Origin of the sequence: Streptomyces sp. ISL-66, from assembly GCF_018614135.1 — a bacterium.
Taxonomy (GTDB): domain Bacteria; phylum Actinomycetota; class Actinomycetes; order Streptomycetales; family Streptomycetaceae; genus Streptomyces.
Genome location: NZ_JAGGOW010000037.1, coordinates 1 through 15,137 on the forward strand (window position 1 = coordinate 1; position 15,137 = coordinate 15,137).

The following is a 15,137-nucleotide window of genomic DNA, read 5'->3' on the forward strand; positions in this document are numbered from 1 at the left end:
CAGGTCATGCCTTCGACAGAGGGGACACAGTCATACCGGGCCCGGAGGCCAGCGGCCCCATTGCAGGACCGCGAAAAAGATAACGGGGGGGGGTCAGCTCTCGCCGGCGGCACGGACCGCCTGCGGTGCCTCTTCGCCCGCTCCGTCGGCAGGGGCGGCGCCCTCGTCACCGCCGGCCCATTCGGGCTGCCGCGGCCGCTGGGGCAGCAGGAACGTCAGCAGGAAGCCCAGGACGATGACGCCCACTTCGTACCAGAGGACCTTGCCGGTCGCCTTGGCGTAGCCCTCCTCGCGCGCCTTCACGGACGCGTCGGCCAGCGCCTTGCCGACCTTCTCGGCCGCGCCGGCGGGCACGGCCGACTCGGGGACGATCTGCTTGCAGGCCGCGGGTACCAGGCCCGAGTCGCCCTCGTCCGAGCTCGCCTTCGCACAGGCACGGAAGTTGACCGCGATCTGGTCCTGGGCGGACGCCGCCACTCCGACGGCGGCGAGCTCCTTGCGCAGTTGTGGGAGCGCGGCGTCCGCGCCCGCCACGGCCTGCGAGGTGAGCAGGTTGAAGAAGAGGACGCCGATCACGGCGACACCGGCCGCCGCGCCCAGCTGGTCGGCGGTGCTGAGGACGCCCGAGCCGGAACCCGCGTGCTCCACCGGCACCCCGCCGAGGACGATGTCCACGACCGGGGAGATGACGAAGCCGAGGCCGAGGCCGAGCACCGTGAGCGAGGGGGCCAGGTTCCAGCCGCCCACGTCGGCGCCGTAGTGGTTGATGGTCCAGATCAGGGCGACCATGCCGACGCCCATGATCACCATGCCGATGCTGAGCACCTTGCGGCCCATCTTGAGCGCGAGCACCGCGGAGAAGGAAGCGGTGATCATCGCGCCGAAGGAGAACGGGATGGTGGCCAGACCGGAGGCCAGCGGCGAGAAGCCGAGGCCGACCTGGAGGTACAGGGTGAAGGGGAAGAACAGACCGGCGATGATCGCGAAGAAGCTCAGCATCACGACGAGGCCGGCCACGAAGGACCGCTCCTTGAAGAGGCTGGGCTCCACGAGCGCCGAGCCGTCCCGCGCCGCCTTGCGGACCTCGTACACGCCGAAGACCACGAACAGCGGGATCGAGCAGGCCATCGCGATGAACGTCCACGCGGGCCAGCCGGATTCGCCGCCCTGGATCAGCGGGAACAGCAGCGCCAGCAGGGCGGCCGTGATCAGCGCGACGCCGACCAGGTCCAGCCGCTTGACCTGCTCGGAGCGCGATTCGCGCACGTACATCGCGACACCGATCAGCGCGATGATGCCGATCGGCACGTTGACCAGGAAGATCGGCCGCCAGGACCAGCCGAACAGGTCCGCGTTGACCAGGATGCCGCCGAGCAGCGGGCCGATCATCGCGGCGATCCCGGACAGGGCACCGAACAGGCCGAAAACGGCCGCTCGTTCCTTCGGCGGGAACGCCACCTGGAAGATCGAGAGGCCTTGTGTCATCACCATGGCGCCGCCGAAGCCCTGAAGCACCCGGGCGGCGATCAGCATCTCCGTGCTCTGCGCGATGCCGCACAGCAGCGAAGCGAGCACGAACGAGACGATGCCCGCCGTCAGCAGGCGTTTGCGTCCGAGCATGTCGCCGACCCGGCCGACCGTGATCAGGCTGAGCGCGAAGGTGAGGGTGTAGGCAGCGGCAACCCACTGGAGCGCGGCCTTGCCCGCTCCCAGATCGGTCTGCAGCACGGGAAGCGCCACGTTCACGATCGTCGTGTCGATCAGGTCGAGGGCGATGGCCACGAGGATCACGGTGGCCGCGCGCCACCGTTGCGGATCGGGCTCCTTCTCCCCTTCTGGGTACACCTTGTTCTCCGCCTCGGTCACGGTGGCTCTCCTTGATAGACGAGTGGCCGTCAGCAGTGTGGCGACGTCCGCTCGAGCCGCGCTAGTGCCGCGTCAGGCAACGTTTGCCCGTCAAGGAGCGGCGTCCGGTGCGTGCTCTCGGCGTGCCGGCCGGAAGCCCTCGTACTGGACGTACTTGGGCTTTCGGCCGGTGCGGCGAGAGTGCGTGCCGGACGCCGCGACGGGGCGAACGTTGCCTGACGCGGCACTAGAGAGCGTGCCGACTGGTTCCGGCCACGCCGGCGGCCCCCGGCCGGGCTCCATCGGGAGTCGAGGAGGCACCCCGACCATGCCCCCGGGCAGCGGCGCCGGCCGCTCCGGAAGGGGACCTGCGGACATGAGGCTGTACCTGCTGAGGCTGGGCACCATCGCCGGACTGGAGGCGCCGGTACCCGGCTATCTGATCCGTACCGACGAGGGCGTCAACGTCCTCGTCGATACCGGCGCCCCCGTCGACCCGTCGCCCGGTGCCCGCATCCGCGTGGACGCCGGCCAGGACGTGGTGACCACGCTCGCCTCGCTCGGACTGACCGCCGACGACATCTCCTACGTGGTCTGCTCGCACCTGGACCCCGACCACTCCGGCTTCCACGCGTCCTTCCCCGGCGCCGAGTTCGTCATCCAGCGCGAGCACTACGAGCTCGCCCGCTCCGGCGGCGATCCGCGCTTCGAGGCCACCCGCGCGCTGTGGGACCTCCCGGGGCTGAACTACCGCACCGTGGACGGCGACACCGAACTGCTGCCCGGCATCGAGCTGCTGGAATCCGGCGGCCACGTCCCCGGCCACCAGTCGGTCCTGGTGCGCCTGCCCGAGACCGGCCCGGTGCTGCTGGCCGTCGACGCGATCCCCATGGCCATCGCCATGGACCCGGACGACCGGCCCGTCTTCCCCTTCGACCAGGACGAGAAGGCGGTCCGGGAGAGCACCCGCAAGCTCATCGGGGTCGCCTTCGACGAGAACGCCCTGATCGTCCACGGCCACGACGCCAAGCAGTGGGAGTCGCTGCGCGTGGCCCCCGAGTACTACGCGTAGGAGGAACGGCATGAGCGGCGAACGCATCCGCGTGGTCATCTACCTCCGCGCGCCCGAGGGCGAAGCGGAGCAGTTGGAGAAGACCTACCGCGAGATCAGCTGGGTACGGGGCGAGGGCGCGGGCACCGCGATCGCGGGCCTGGTCCGCAGCGAGCTGCTGCGGGACGTCGACCGGCCCGGGGAGTACCTGCTGCACAGCGAGTGGGAGACCCTCGAGGACTACCGCACCTGGCAGTTCGGACCCGACCACAAGGACAACCCCTCGGCGCTGCGGCCCTACCAGGACCGCTCCCGCGGCCGGCACTACGCCGTCTACGGGATCACCTCCGAGGACTGACCCCGTACGGAACGCACCGGAGGCCGCCCGAGCACCCGCTCGGGCGGCCTCCGTGCCGTAGGGCATCAGTGCGGCGTCAGTGCGGCATACGGCGTCAGCTGACGGCCTCGGCCGGTTCCACCGGCGCCTCCCACACCACCAGCATGAGCGCGCCCTGCTCGGTGCGCGGCGCGTGCACGCTGCCCGGAGGCATGACGAGCATCGAATGCGCCGGGTGGCGGCCGTCCTCGGTGATCAGCTCTCCCTCCAGCACCAGGATGATCTCGAAGCTCGTGTGCCGGTGCGGGGCCGCGCTGGCGCCGGGGTGGTAGCGGACCAGGGAGGCGGCGGGTCCGCCCGGCCCGGTCTGCGCGGTCGTGTAGAGCGGGAACACCTCCACCCCGACCCGGCCGTCGGCGGTCATCGGCGTGAACTTCAGCTTCCGCTCCAGCTCGCCGGGCCGGTCCAGGCCCTCGACCAGCAACGGCGCGGTGGCCGAAGTGTCGTTCTGCGTGACGGTCATCTCGTCGGTTCCCCAGTTCCTCGCGGTGCCACGGATGGCGACGGTGTAGCCGGTGCCGCCGCAGTGCCGGTGGAGCCGGGGTCGTTCCCCGGGCCGGTGCCGGTGCCGGCACCGGTGCCCCCGCCCCCGCCCCCGCCCGCGCCGGCACCGGTGCCGGTGCCCGACGTGTACGGGGCCGGGCCCGCGGGCCCGGCGAACAGTTCCCGTACCTCCCGGCGGCGGATCTTGGACGAGGCCGTGCGCGGCAGACCGGCGGCGAAGCGCAGTCGCTCCGGCCGGGCCACCGAGGACAGGGCCAGGGCGGCGTGCGCCAGGATCCGCGCGGCCAGCGCCCCGTCCGGCTCGTGCCCGGGAGCGGGCACCACCACGGCCAGCGGCACCAGACCGCCCTCGGGATGGTCCACCGGGACCACGGCCACCTCGGCGACCGCGGGATGGGTGCGCAGCGCCGCCTCCGCCTCGTACGGCGAGACCCGGTGCCCGTACGACTTGAACACGTCGTCGCGCCGCCCCAGCACCCTGATCCACCCGTCCGGCGTCCGCTCCCCGAGGTCCCCGGTCGCGTACCGGCCCTGCCCGAGCACCCGTTCGGTGCGCTCGGGATCCTCCAGGTAGCCGGCCATCACGCCGACGGGCCGCTCGCCGTCGAGCTCGACGCAGATCTCGCCGGACCCGGAAGGCTCCCCGCTGTCGGGATCGCACAGGACGATCCGGTAGCCGGGCAGCGGCCTGCCCAGCAGACCGGCCCGGGGCGCGGTGCCCGGGGTGGTGCCGATCAGGGCGGTGGTCTCGGTCTGCCCGTAGCCGTCGCGCACCGGGACCCCCCAGGCGGAGCGGATCTCGTCCGCGAGGCCCGGGGGCAGCGGCTCGCCCGCGCTGGTGGCCTCGCGCAGCCGGGGCGCGGCCGCGCCGAGGTGCGGCCGCAGGGCCTGCCACAGGCTCGGCGGGGCACAGAAGCTGTCCGCCGCCCGGTCGCGCAGGATCCCCGGGAGCAGGGCAGGGTCGGGCGGGCCTTCGGGCAGCGCCACGATGGTGGCCTCGGCGTTCCAGGGCACGAAGAAGCTGCTCCAGGAGTGCTTGGCCCAGCCGGGGGAGGAGACGTTGACGTGCCGGTCGCCGGGCAGCAGCCCGTTCCAGTAGAGGCTGGAGAGGTGCCCGGCGGGATAGCTGAGGTGCGTGTGCGCCACCAGCTTGGGCGCCGAGGTCGTCCCCGAGGTGAAGTAGCAGAAGGCCACGTCGTTCGACGGGGTCGGCCCGTCCGGGAAGAACCGGCCCGTCTCGCCGAGCGCGTCGCGGTAGTCGGTCCATCCCGGGACCCGGCCGGACACGCAGATCCGCAGCCCGGGCACCGGCACGCCCGCGAAGACGCGCGCGCTGGAGGCCCGGCACACCACGTGGTCGATGCGGCCCCGGCCGACCCGGTCGGCGGCCTCGGCGGCGGTCAGTTCCGGATGGCAGGGCACCAGCACCGCGCCGGTCTTCATCCCGGCGAGCAGCACCTCCCACAGCTCCCGCTGGGTGCCGAGGACCACCATGACGCGGTCGCCGCGGCGCACACCGAGGCCGGTGAGCCATACGGCGACCGCGTCGGAGCGCCGGGACAGCTCCTCGTACGAGACGCTCTCGGCGCCGCCGTCGCGGTCCAGGAGCTCGAGCGCGGGCCGGGCATTGCCCGCCGCGACCACGTCGAACCACTCCAGCGCCCAGTTGAAGTGCTCCGGACGGGGCCAGCGGAAGAGCTCGGCCGCGGTGTCGAGGTCACTGCGGTGGCGCAGCAGCAGGTCCCTGGCCGCCCGGAAGCCGTCGGAGGCCGCGGTACGCCGCGCCGCCCAGTAGGGGGCGGCGGCGTCCTCAACGGTGGGCGCGGGGCGTGTCCGCGCCGGTAGGGGCGTCCGCGCGCTCACCGCTGGTCCTCCTCGTCCTCGGCGGCGAGGACGCCCCGCCAGCGCTTGCCGACGACCAGGCCGCTGTACTCGCCGCCCTGCCTGCGGGCCCCGGACAGCGCGTCCTCGGCGATCGCGTCGGCGTCGTTCAGGAACTCGCCCCAGACCCCGGGCCGCGCGCTGCCCACCTGGGTGAACCAGCGGGTGAACTCGGCCGGGATGCCGAGGACGTAGACGCCCTCCTCGGGCTTGCCGTCGGCGCGCACCGGGTGGAAGGGGGATCCGGTGACGTGCACCCCGCCGGTGGCGAACTCCTCGCCGTCGTGGTCCCGGTTGACGTAGGCGGTCAGCAATCCGGACGCGTAGAGCCGCGAGTTCAGACCGCCGGGCCGGCGGCGCAGGTCCGGTTCGGGGATCCGGGCGTCGACCACCGCGTCCAGCGAGGTGAGGCTGCCGGCGACCTGCGGGGACTCGATGGTGAACCGTCCGGCGCCGGAGGCGGCCGCCGGGTCGGCGGCGAACCGCACGCCCGGCCCCGCGATCCGCAGCACGCCCGACTCCATCAGCGCGAGGACCTCGTACAGGCGGACCATCGGCGGCCCCGTCGTCAGCTGGGAGACGAGCGGGACGAACTCCTGGAGGAAGTCCCGGCTGTGGGAGGCCGGCGTGAGACCGGAGAAGTCCACCGCGGTGCGGATCACCCCGCGGACATCGCGGATGGCGTCCAGGGCGGCCTTCACCGGGCCCTCGGAGTTGCCCTCCCGGGCCAGCTCCAGGTCCTTGAGCAGGAAGGCGGTCAGTTCCCGCTGGAACTCCTCGGCCCCGGCGAAGCGGCGGCCGCGGAACGGCCGCGCCCAGGCCTCGATGTCCACCGGGGGCAGGTCGCCCATGCCCCGGTGGGCGGCCACCCGGGCCAGTACGGCCCCCGGGTCGCCCGGGTCGTGCAGGACGACGTCCTGCACCTCGTTGGCGAACTTCTCGGCGATGTCGGGGCCGTAGAGGCGCTTGAGGTGGGTGGAGTAGTAGACCAGCCCCACCTCGGTCAGCAGCCAGGGCAGCACGTCGCGGCGGAAGTCCAGGCGTCCGCGGTCGCGCAGGGCGCGCATCCGCTCGTGCGTGAACAGCCGCGGTCGGTAGGTGTGGTGGGGGCCCTTCTGGTTGCGGCCGCGCGCCAGCAGCGGTACCCCGCCCCGCGAACCCGCGATCAGCTGCGGCTCCCGGCCGCTGGGCAGGTAGCGCAGCCCTCCGGCCCCGCTGCCGCCGTTCGCGACGTAGCGGCCGCCGCGTCCGGTGGTGAGCGCGGAGACCACGTCGTAGAAGGACAGCCCGAGGCCGAGGATGCCGACGCGGGACCCCGGCTCGATGCCGTCCAGCGGCATGTCGATCGCGGAGTCGCCGCGCACGTACCGCAGGTGGGGGTGGTCGTCGGCGAACGCGGCCAGCTCCTGCTGGTCGGAGCGGAGTTCGGGCAGCGGGTGCCCGGTCGTCAGCACGACGCGGTCGGCCCGCAGGTGGCGGCCGTCGCTCAGGGACAGCAGGTACCCGCCGTCCGGCTCCTTCTCCATGGTTTCGACGGACTGGCCGGATATCCGGCGCAGCCGCAGGACGTCGGCCGGGAGGCCCTGCTCGACGCGGTCCAGCGCGTAGGAGAGGTAGCGGCCGTAGACGGCGCGCGAGGCGCATTCGTCCGGGTCGGCCGCCTCCGGGTCGACGGTGCGCCACCACTCGTACAGCGAGGGCCCCGCGCCGGCCCGGTGCGGGCCGCCGTCGGGCCGCCCCGAGAAGATGGTGACCTCGCCGGAGACCGTGTTCATCAGGGACCAGTCGGGCTGGTCGGTCCGCCAGATCCGCCCGGTGCCCACCTGGTGGGCGTCCACGGCGTAGACCTCGACCGGACGCCCCGGCGGCTTCTCCGCGAGACGGGCGGCGAGCCGTTCGAGCACGGACAGGCCCCGCGGCCCGGCGCCCACCACGGCGACGCGGTACGGCTCCTCGTCCTTGGCGTCGGGCAGTTCGAGCGGGGCGCCGGTCCAGTCGGCCTCCGCGGCGGCGTCCAGACCCAGCAGGTCGTGGCGGTCCGCGGTGTACCGGAGCATCTGCAGGAGGCGGTCGGCGGTGACCGCGTTGCGGGGCGTCGTGCGGCTGGGCGCCGGCAGCGGCAGCCGGCCGGTCCGGGTCCAGTACAGGCGGCCCTCGCCGTCGATGGCGGCCTGCGTCAGGCCCTGGTTGTCCTCGTGCAGGCAGAAGGGCACGTCCAGGATCCCGGCGGAGAAGGCCCGTACCAGCGCCTCGCCGACGTCGCCGCTCAGCGAGAGGGTCGCCTCGATCATGGCGCGGGCCTCGGCCAGCACCTCGCCCGGGTCGACCTCGTGGCCCCAGGGGACCTGGCTCTCGGACCGGGCGCGGGAGGCGAGGGCCGAGGCGGAGCGCAGCGAGGCCAGGTTCTCCTCGACGGTGGGCAGCCGGATGGCCTCCACCGGGGTCTTGACGATCAACCGCTGGGCGCCGCCCCGGACGGCGAGTTCGGCGCTGCGGTCCATCAGGAGCTGCGCGCCCTGCCGGGTGCCGGGGAAGACGCCCATGTACGTGTAGAGCACGATGTGCCAGTCGACGCCCTCAGGCAGCCATTCGGCGGCCAGCATGCGCAGGGCGGCGAGCGCCTCGACGTCCTGGCGCACGTCGGTCTGCTGGGCGTAGCTCAGCGAGACGCTCGGCACGCCCTGCTGGGCGAAGAAGAGGGCTTCGAGCAGGCTCATCGCGACGAGGAGGGACGGCGGGCACAGCTGGCCCATCAGGCAGCCGCCGAAGGTCTCCAGGTGGGCGCGCAGGCCGCCCGCGCGGCTGAGCTCCGCGAACTCCGCTGTCGCCTGGCGCCAGTTGCTGACCGAGGTGGCGAGCGGGGTCCGCCCGTAGGGCAGGCAGTACGAGACCGGGCCGCCCTCGCTCGCGGACAGCCCGGCCCCGACCATCGTCTGGAAGATCGCCCGGGGGGTGGCCGAGCCGTGCCGGACCTGGACGGGCCGGCCCGCGCCCTCGGCGGCCACCCTGACGGTGGTCCGCGGTCCGTGGACCACGATGGGGAAGCCGTTGAGCCCGTTGCCCGCGGCGAGCGCGGCCCGCGCGTGGTCGTGTTCGCCGACGCGGGTGTAGGCGTCGAGGGTGATGGTCCCGACCGTGGGGAAGGGCAGCGCACGGACGGCGCGCAGTCCGGCCGCCATCGTGTCGGCGTCCGCCATGCCCATCCGCGGCTGCACCACCAGCCGGCCCGAGGCGGCCGACCGCCGTACGAACTCGCCCAGATCGGCGGGGCGGCCGCCCCCGGCAGGATGGTTGCCGCCGTGCGGAAGCATCTGCGTCATCGGGGCTCCTTCGTGGGCACCCCGGCCCTTGGGCCGGGAAGGGAGCGGAGCTCCTGTGGAGCGGGGCGGGTGGAACCGCCGCGCCGCCGGGGCGGAGCGGCGTTGTCAGTGCCGGGTACTGCGTTGATCGCGTGCATCCGAGGTGTTCCTTCCGTATCGAGCCGACGCCGGGTCGGCGCAGTCCGTCGGCCCGGACGTTCGGCTGCGCGCGCCTTCCCCGGTCACCGCACTAGGACGGGGCGGACGTCAAAGCGCTCTTCCCTCTGTCGCCCGGCGCGGCTCCGGCCTGGCCTCGGCGCCGCGCTCCGACGGCAAGGACAGGGCGGCCTGCGGGCTCCCGCCGGGCAGCGCACCGAGCAGCCGGCTGACCAGGGAGGGGTCCGCGGTGTCGGTGAACACCGCGTCGAATCCGGCGTCTATGAGCTCCTGGGCGGCCCGGTCGCCGGTGTCGCCCGTGATCCCCAGCTTGCCGCCGATGATCACCGGGGTCTCCCCGGCCACGGGATCCGCGCGGAGCGTCCGTATCATCCGGGCGCCGTCGAGCCGGCCGTGGCCGTTGACGGTGCTGATGACCACCGCGTCGGGGCGGATCCTGCGCACCGAGTCGATCAGCAGCTGGTCGGGGACGCACGGTCCGAGATTGACGACCTCATTGCCCATCTCCTGGAGCAGGAGCTGTAGGAAGACGAGATTCCAGGTATGGGAATCCGAAGAGACCGTAGACAGCAGGATCCGCCGCCGTCCGTCTCGTGGGACCACCGTCCTCATATGCGTGCTCATCTCTCTCTCGTGGACTGATGAAGGACAGGCAACGACGCGTCAGCGCAGGGTGACGAGCTTCCACATGCCTTCGAACGCCCGCTTGATCAGCGTTTCGCGGTTACTGATGAAGGAGGTCACCAGGTACTGCCCGGGCTCAAGTGACTGGGACAGCACGGCGGTCGAGCCGGGGGAGAGGGGGGTGATTCCGGACGGAACGCCGCTGAACGGGTACACGGGCGGCTGCTGGCCGTGGGCCAGCGCGTCCATGCACGCGGAGACGTCGGCGGCGCTGGCCCCCGCGGTCACCCGCAGGAACATCACTTCGTTGAGCTGGGAGGTCTGGTTCACGACGGTGAACTCGCCCCGCGCCCCCAGGTCGCTGCCGATCAGGTAGCGGCCGGCCGGCCCCTCGTCGTACGCGGCGATGAGCTCGGGGGCCCAGCGCGGAACCGTGACGGAGGGGCGGGCCGGCGCGCCGACCCGGATGCTGCGCACGAGCTCGGGGCGGGCCGGGTCCAGGAGCGTGTAGTCGAGCAGGTGGTACGTGCCGGGGGTGAGGATCCAGGAGATCTCGATCTTCCCGCTGGCCTTGGTGACGGCGGGCCCGCCGAAGTACTGGGCCTCGGAGTCGATGAGCGCCAGCGCGGCGTGCCGCTCCGCCGGATCCTTGGAGGTGGCGGCCGTCTGGTAGTGCGTCAGGAAGGCCGCCAGGGTGACGCCGGCGCGCAGCCGGACGAGCCCCAGCGGGCGCTGGACCTTCTCGTCCGTGGTGCTCGCCACGAGCGTCACCGGGCCCGCCGGCACCCGGTCCGTGGTCAGCCGGATCCCGTCGGCGCCGGCCACGGCGCCGATCACGGCCGTGTCGGTCCGGTGGCGGCCGTCCTGCCCGCCGTGGGCGAGGGCGGGGGCGGCCGGCAGCAGGGTCGCGGCCCCCGCGCCCATGCCGATCAGAAGTCTGCGTCGTGCGAGTCCGTGTCCAGAACCCTGCGAGTCCGCGGCGCTTGGGGTCGCGTGCATCTGCGGTTCCTCCTCCGTCCCGGCCGTGCCGGCCGCGACGCTGCTGGCACCCGGGGGTGCGGATTGGTTGTCCGGGATGCGGCATGCTCCGCAGAGCGCCTCAAGAGCGACTTCAGGCCTCATCGAGAGACGGGCCCCTCACGGGGCCGCGGGACCTCCCGTACGAGAGGCCGATGCAGGCGTTCTCTAGCGGACTTCGGCACGATGCGGCGGGTCACGAGATCCGGCGACACGCCCCGCAGGAGGCTCCATGTCCACCCGTACCGCGGTCATCACCGGTGCGAGCAGCGGGATCGGTGCCGCGACCGCGCGCCGGCTCGCCGCCGAGGGCTACCGGGTGGTGCTCACCGCGCGGCGCAAGGACCGCGTCGAGGCGCTCGCCGAGGAGCTGGCCGCGGCCGGACACGAGGCCGTGGCGCACGCCCTGGACGTCACCGACCGCCGGGCGGTACGGCACTTCGCGGACGGCCTGGACCGGGTGGACGTCCTGCTGAACATCGCGGGCGGGGCGATCGGCACCGAGACCGTCGCCGAGGCCGACCCGGACGACTGGACGGCGATGTTCGCGGTCAACGTCGTCGGGGCCCTGCAGATCACCCAGGCGCTGCTGCCCGCCCTCGTCGCCTCCGGCGACGGCACCGTCCTCGTCCTGTCCTCCACGGCCGGACTGCTGCCCTACGAGGGCGGCGGCGGCTACGTCGCCGCCAAGCACGGCGCGCACGCCCTGGCCGGCACGCTGCGGCTGGAACTGTGCGGCAGCCCCGTACGGGTGATCGAGGTCGCGCCCGGTCTCGTCCGCACCGAGGAGTTCGCGCTCAACCGGTTCCGCGGCGACGCCGAGCGGGCCGCCGCGGTGTACGACGGCGTCGCGCGGCCGCTGACCGCCGAGGACGTCGCCGACACCGTGACCTGGGCGGTGACCCGTCCCGGTCACGTCAACATCGACCTGCTGGTGGTCCGGCCGCGCGCCCAGGCGGCCCACCACAAGATCCACCGCGGCTGAGGACCGTCCCCCGCGCGGCCGGTGCGCACCATCGGCGCTCTAGCGCGGGGCGAGCCGACTCGGCCTGAATGCGCTGAGGAGACACCCGGGAAGAGGAGACAGCGTGCTGACGCGCAGACAACTGATCAAGGCAGGCGCAGCCACCGGCCTGATCGCCGCGGCGGCCCCCGCCGGGGTCGCCCTCGCCGGCACCACGGCCGCGGCCGGACCGGCGAGCCTCTTCGCCGTACCGCTGCGGATACCCAAGGTGCTGCGCCCCACCTCCCGCGGGCGCGGCGGCGGTTCCCGGGCCGGGTACGACGTCTACCAGCTGACGACCCGCGAGGTGGAGAAGACCATCTTCGCGGGCACCCGGACGAAGATGCGCCTGTTCAACGGCGAGCTGATGCCGGTCATCCGGGCCACCCGCGGCCGGCCCGTGGTCATCGAGCAGGTCAACGCCCTGGACGTGCCCTTCTCCATGCACCTGCACGGAGGCCACGTCCCGGCTTCCTCGGACGGCCACCCCAACCACCAGGTGTCGCCCGGCGGCAAGAGGGTCTTCTACTATCCCAATGACCAGCGCGCTTCGACGATGTGGATGCACGACCACTCCCACGACGCGCACGCCGAGAACATCTACCGCGGCCTCGCCGCCTCGTACATCCTCACGGACGACTTCGAGGCGGGGCTCCCGCTGCCCAAGGGCCGGTACGACGTGCCGCTGCACCTGCGCGACGCGCAGTTCGCCGAGGACGGCTCGCTGGTCTACGAACCGGACGGCTTCATGACCCGTTCGACCATCCTGGTGAACGGCGCCCCGCGCCCGTACTTCGAGGTCGCCGCGCGCAAGTACCGCTTCCGGCTGGCGAACACCTCCAACGAGCGCGCGTTCCTGCTCCAGCTCGGCCAGGGCGACGAGATGACGCACATCGCCTCCGACGGCGGTCTGCTGCCCGCCCCGGCGTCCGCGCGCGTGCTGGAGATCTGGCCCGCCGAGCGCCAGGAGATCGTCATCGACTTCTCGCGCTACCCGGTCGGCTCGAAGGTCGTCCTGCGCAACCTCATCGGCTTCGCCGGCGAGGCCCCCGAGGTCATGCGCTTCGACGTCGTGCGCACGGCCGCCGACCCGAGCCGCGTGCCCGCCACCCTGCGGGCGAACCCGGACATCGGCACGCCCACGGTGGAGCGCTCGTTCGTCATGAACTTCGACCCGGCGACCGGCCACCACCTGATCAACGGCCAGCACTTCGACATCAACCGGGTGGACCTGCGGCCCAAGCTCGGGGTCACCGAGCTGTGGACCGTCGAGAACACCGACGTCCGCTTCGGCATCCCGCACTCCATGCACACGCACCTGGAGCACTTCCAGGTCGTGGAGCGCGACGGCGTGGCGCCCGCGCCCGGCGAGGCGGGCCTGAAGGACACCGTCACGGTCATGCCCGGCAAGACCGTCAAGTTCAAGATCAAATTCACCGACCACGCCGGTCTGTTCATGTTCCACTGCCACCTGATGGGCCATCTCAACATGGGAATGATGGGCCAGATGGCCGTGGAGAACTGACCCGCCCGAGCCCGCCCGCCCCTGAACGCGCCGCACGTCAACGAATCCTCTCTGGGAGGAAGGCTGTGTCCGACGACACCGGGGGGCTGCGCTTCCCGTTCCAGCTCAGTCAGCTCTTCACCCCGCCACCGGAATTCCAGCAGCTGCGCGAGACCTGTCCGGTGGCCCGGGTGGAGCTGCCGACCGGGGACTGGGCCTGGATCGCCACGCAGTACGAAGACGTGCGCGCGGTACTCAACGACGCCCGGCTGAGCCGCGCGGCCGCCACCCGCCCGGGTGCCCCGCGGCTCGGCCCGGCCAGTCCCGAGCCGGACTCCATCATGGCGATGGACCCGCCCGACCACACCCGGCTGCGCCGGCTGCTCGCCTCGGTGTTCACCGGCCGGCAGGCCGAGCGGATGCGCGAGGGCATCGTCCGCACCACCGAGGAACTCCTCGACGTCATGGAGGAGTCCGGGCAGCCCGCCGACCTGGTCCCGATGCTGGCCCGGCCGCTGCCCATCACGGTCATCTGCGACCTCCTCGGCGTCCCCGACGCCGACCGGGAGGCCTTCCGCGACTGGACCGACGCGGCGCTGACGCTCGCCCCGAGCGCCGCCGGCGCCGTCACCGACGCCAGGACCCGGCTGGCCGAGTACCTCGCGGAGCTCGTCGAGGCGAAGCGCCGGGGGCCCGGCGAGGACCTGCTCAGCACCCTGGTCGAGGCGCAGGCGCAGGAGCGGCTGAGCCAGAACGAGCTGATCGCCGCCGCCGCGACCCTGATCACCGCGGGCTACCACACCGTGGCCAACTCCTTCGCGAACTCGGTGGTGGCGCTGCTGCGCCACCCCGAACAGCTCGACCCGCTGCGCGGAGCGGAGCGGTTCCCGCTCGCCGCCGTGGAGGAACTGCTGCGCTGGACCCCCGGGCCGGTCAGCGGCGGCACGATCCGGATCGCCACCGAGGAGGTCAAGCTCGGCTCCGTGATCGTCAAGCCCGGTGAGGCCGTCATCCCCTCGACGGCCTCCGCCAATCGGGACGGGGCGGTCTTCCCCGGCGCGGACGAGCTGGACCTCACCCGGCCGGAGAACCGGCACATCGCCTTCGGCCACGGCATTCACCGCTGCCTGGGCGCACCCCTGGCCCGCATCGAGCTCCAAGTGGCCTTCGGCGCCCTGCTGCGCCGCTTCCCGGGGCTGCGTCTCGCGGTCGCGCAGGAGGAGCTCGTCTGGGGCGGCGGCATGATCCGCGGGGTCAGCTCGCTACCCGTCGCCTGGTGACGGTGCCGGTGCCGGACGGCGAGGCGGTGCCCGGCATCTCCCGGGTCACCTCCCTGAGCAGCTGGTTCACCCGCGAGGTGAATGCGTCGAGCAGCTCCAGCTGCGCGTCGTCGTACGACTCCAGCAGCGAGCGCATGGCGTCCTTGAGGGGGAGGAACGCCTCGGCGACCTCCTGCTCGCGGCGGCCCGTGGACACGACGATCACCCTGCGGCGGTCCTCGGGATCGCGCACCCGCTCGATGAATCCGGCCCGTTCCATCCGGTCGAGCACCGCCGTCGTCGCCGACGTGCTCATCCCCGTGATCTCGGCGAGCCGCCCCGCCGTCAGCCGGGGCTCGCTTCTCGCCAGGTCCACGCACTTCATGTCCGTCGGGTTGAGGCCGAAGTGCTGGGCGATGGCCTGGTGGAGCAGCTGGCCGCGCCCGCCGTTGTCGCGCACCCCGTCCTCGATCCGCGCAATCAGCTCTGACCTGGGGGAACTTGAAGGAGTTGACATGTGGCACCTCCGGGAGCACCATTTATTTCGATGAATCGAGATTTCCCATCCATGGAGAA

At 72.7% G+C, this 15,137-nt stretch carries 12 protein-coding genes; 5 read left to right on the forward strand and 7 right to left on the reverse strand.

What is annotated here, in order from left to right; genetic code table 11:
- Positions 1 to 93 precede the first annotated feature (93 nt).
- On the reverse strand, positions 94 to 1,866 hold the full coding sequence (locus J7E97_RS08355; RefSeq protein ID WP_215023997.1) for an MFS transporter: 1,773 nt from the start codon (positions 1,864 to 1,866) through the stop codon (positions 94 to 96).
- Between the two features lie 355 nt (positions 1,867 to 2,221).
- Between J7E97_RS08355 and J7E97_RS08360 the strand changes: the two genes are divergently transcribed.
- Complete coding sequence (locus J7E97_RS08360) at positions 2,222 to 2,917, forward strand: N-acyl homoserine lactonase family protein (RefSeq protein WP_215023999.1); 696 nt, start codon at positions 2,222 to 2,224, stop codon at positions 2,915 to 2,917.
- A gap of 10 nt (positions 2,918 to 2,927) precedes the next feature.
- Complete coding sequence (locus tag J7E97_RS08365) at positions 2,928 to 3,254, forward strand: antibiotic biosynthesis monooxygenase (protein ID WP_215024001.1); 327 nt, start codon at positions 2,928 to 2,930, stop codon at positions 3,252 to 3,254.
- Between the two features lie 94 nt (positions 3,255 to 3,348).
- On the opposite strand, the gene J7E97_RS08370 is transcribed toward J7E97_RS08365, so the two are convergent.
- The 5 genes from J7E97_RS08370 to J7E97_RS08390 all read right to left on the reverse strand — a co-directional run bounded on the left by J7E97_RS08370 (position 3,349) and on the right by J7E97_RS08390 (position 10,777).
- Positions 3,349 to 3,756: a cupin domain-containing protein gene (locus J7E97_RS08370; RefSeq protein WP_215024003.1), complete on the reverse strand. Its 408-nt coding sequence runs from the start codon at positions 3,754 to 3,756 to the stop codon at positions 3,349 to 3,351.
- The gene (locus J7E97_RS08375; RefSeq protein ID WP_215024005.1) at positions 3,753 to 5,660 is read right to left on the reverse strand and encodes an acyl-CoA synthetase; all 1,908 of its coding nucleotides are present in this window, start codon (positions 5,658 to 5,660) and stop codon (positions 3,753 to 3,755) included. The genes J7E97_RS08370 and J7E97_RS08375 overlap by 4 nt, the downstream gene beginning before the upstream one ends.
- Entirely contained in the window at positions 5,657 to 8,998 is a 3,342-nt protein-coding gene (locus tag J7E97_RS08380; RefSeq protein WP_251054078.1) for an FAD/NAD(P)-binding protein, read from the reverse strand. The genes J7E97_RS08375 and J7E97_RS08380 overlap by 4 nt, the downstream gene beginning before the upstream one ends.
- A 246-nt stretch (positions 8,999 to 9,244) precedes the next feature.
- A complete protein-coding gene (locus J7E97_RS08385; RefSeq protein ID WP_308346429.1) occupies positions 9,245 to 9,778 on the reverse strand; it encodes a cobalamin-dependent protein in 534 nt (177 codons plus the stop codon).
- Positions 9,779 to 9,817: 39 nt separating this feature from the next.
- The gene (locus tag J7E97_RS08390; RefSeq protein ID WP_215024007.1) at positions 9,818 to 10,777 is read right to left on the reverse strand and encodes a hypothetical protein; all 960 of its coding nucleotides are present in this window, start codon (positions 10,775 to 10,777) and stop codon (positions 9,818 to 9,820) included.
- Between the two features lie 250 nt (positions 10,778 to 11,027).
- Between J7E97_RS08390 and J7E97_RS08395 the strand changes: the two genes are divergently transcribed.
- The 3 genes from J7E97_RS08395 to J7E97_RS08405 all read left to right on the forward strand — a co-directional run bounded on the left by J7E97_RS08395 (position 11,028) and on the right by J7E97_RS08405 (position 14,582).
- A complete protein-coding gene (locus J7E97_RS08395) occupies positions 11,028 to 11,780 on the forward strand; it encodes an SDR family NAD(P)-dependent oxidoreductase (protein ID WP_215024009.1) in 753 nt (250 codons plus the stop codon).
- A gap of 103 nt (positions 11,781 to 11,883) precedes the next feature.
- Positions 11,884 to 13,323, forward strand: coding sequence for a multicopper oxidase family protein (locus tag J7E97_RS08400; RefSeq protein ID WP_215024011.1), 1,440 nt, complete (start codon positions 11,884 to 11,886; stop codon positions 13,321 to 13,323).
- Positions 13,324 to 13,388: 65 nt separating this feature from the next.
- Positions 13,389 to 14,582 (forward strand): cytochrome P450, encoded by a 1,194-nt coding sequence (locus J7E97_RS08405; protein ID WP_215024013.1) that lies wholly within the window; start codon positions 13,389 to 13,391, stop codon positions 14,580 to 14,582.
- Here J7E97_RS08405 and J7E97_RS08410 read toward each other — a convergent pair.
- A complete protein-coding gene (locus J7E97_RS08410) occupies positions 14,557 to 15,078 on the reverse strand; it encodes a MarR family winged helix-turn-helix transcriptional regulator (protein ID WP_215024015.1) in 522 nt (173 codons plus the stop codon). The two genes, J7E97_RS08405 and J7E97_RS08410, sit on opposite strands and share 26 nt — an antisense overlap.
- Between the last annotated feature and the right edge of the window lie 59 nt (positions 15,079 to 15,137).

Coding starts and splice junctions, on each gene's coding strand:
- J7E97_RS08360 (WP_215023999.1), top strand. CDS start 2,222: ATGAGGCTGTACCTGCTGAGGCTGGGCACCATCGCCGGACTGGAGGCG.
- J7E97_RS08365 (WP_215024001.1), top strand. CDS start 2,928: ATGAGCGGCGAACGCATCCGCGTGGTCATCTACCTCCGCGCGCCCGAG.
- J7E97_RS08370 (WP_215024003.1), bottom strand. CDS start 3,756: ATGACCGTCACGCAGAACGACACTTCGGCCACCGCGCCGTTGCTGGTC.
- J7E97_RS08380 (WP_251054078.1), bottom strand. CDS start 8,998: ATGACGCAGATGCTTCCGCACGGCGGCAACCATCCTGCCGGGGGCGGC.
- J7E97_RS08385 (WP_308346429.1), bottom strand. CDS start 9,778: ATGAGCACGCATATGAGGACGGTGGTCCCACGAGACGGACGGCGGCGG.
- J7E97_RS08390 (WP_215024007.1), bottom strand. CDS start 10,777: ATGCACGCGACCCCAAGCGCCGCGGACTCGCAGGGTTCTGGACACGGA.
- J7E97_RS08395 (WP_215024009.1), top strand. CDS start 11,028: ATGTCCACCCGTACCGCGGTCATCACCGGTGCGAGCAGCGGGATCGGT.
- J7E97_RS08410 (WP_215024015.1), bottom strand. CDS start 15,078: ATGTCAACTCCTTCAAGTTCCCCCAGGTCAGAGCTGATTGCGCGGATC.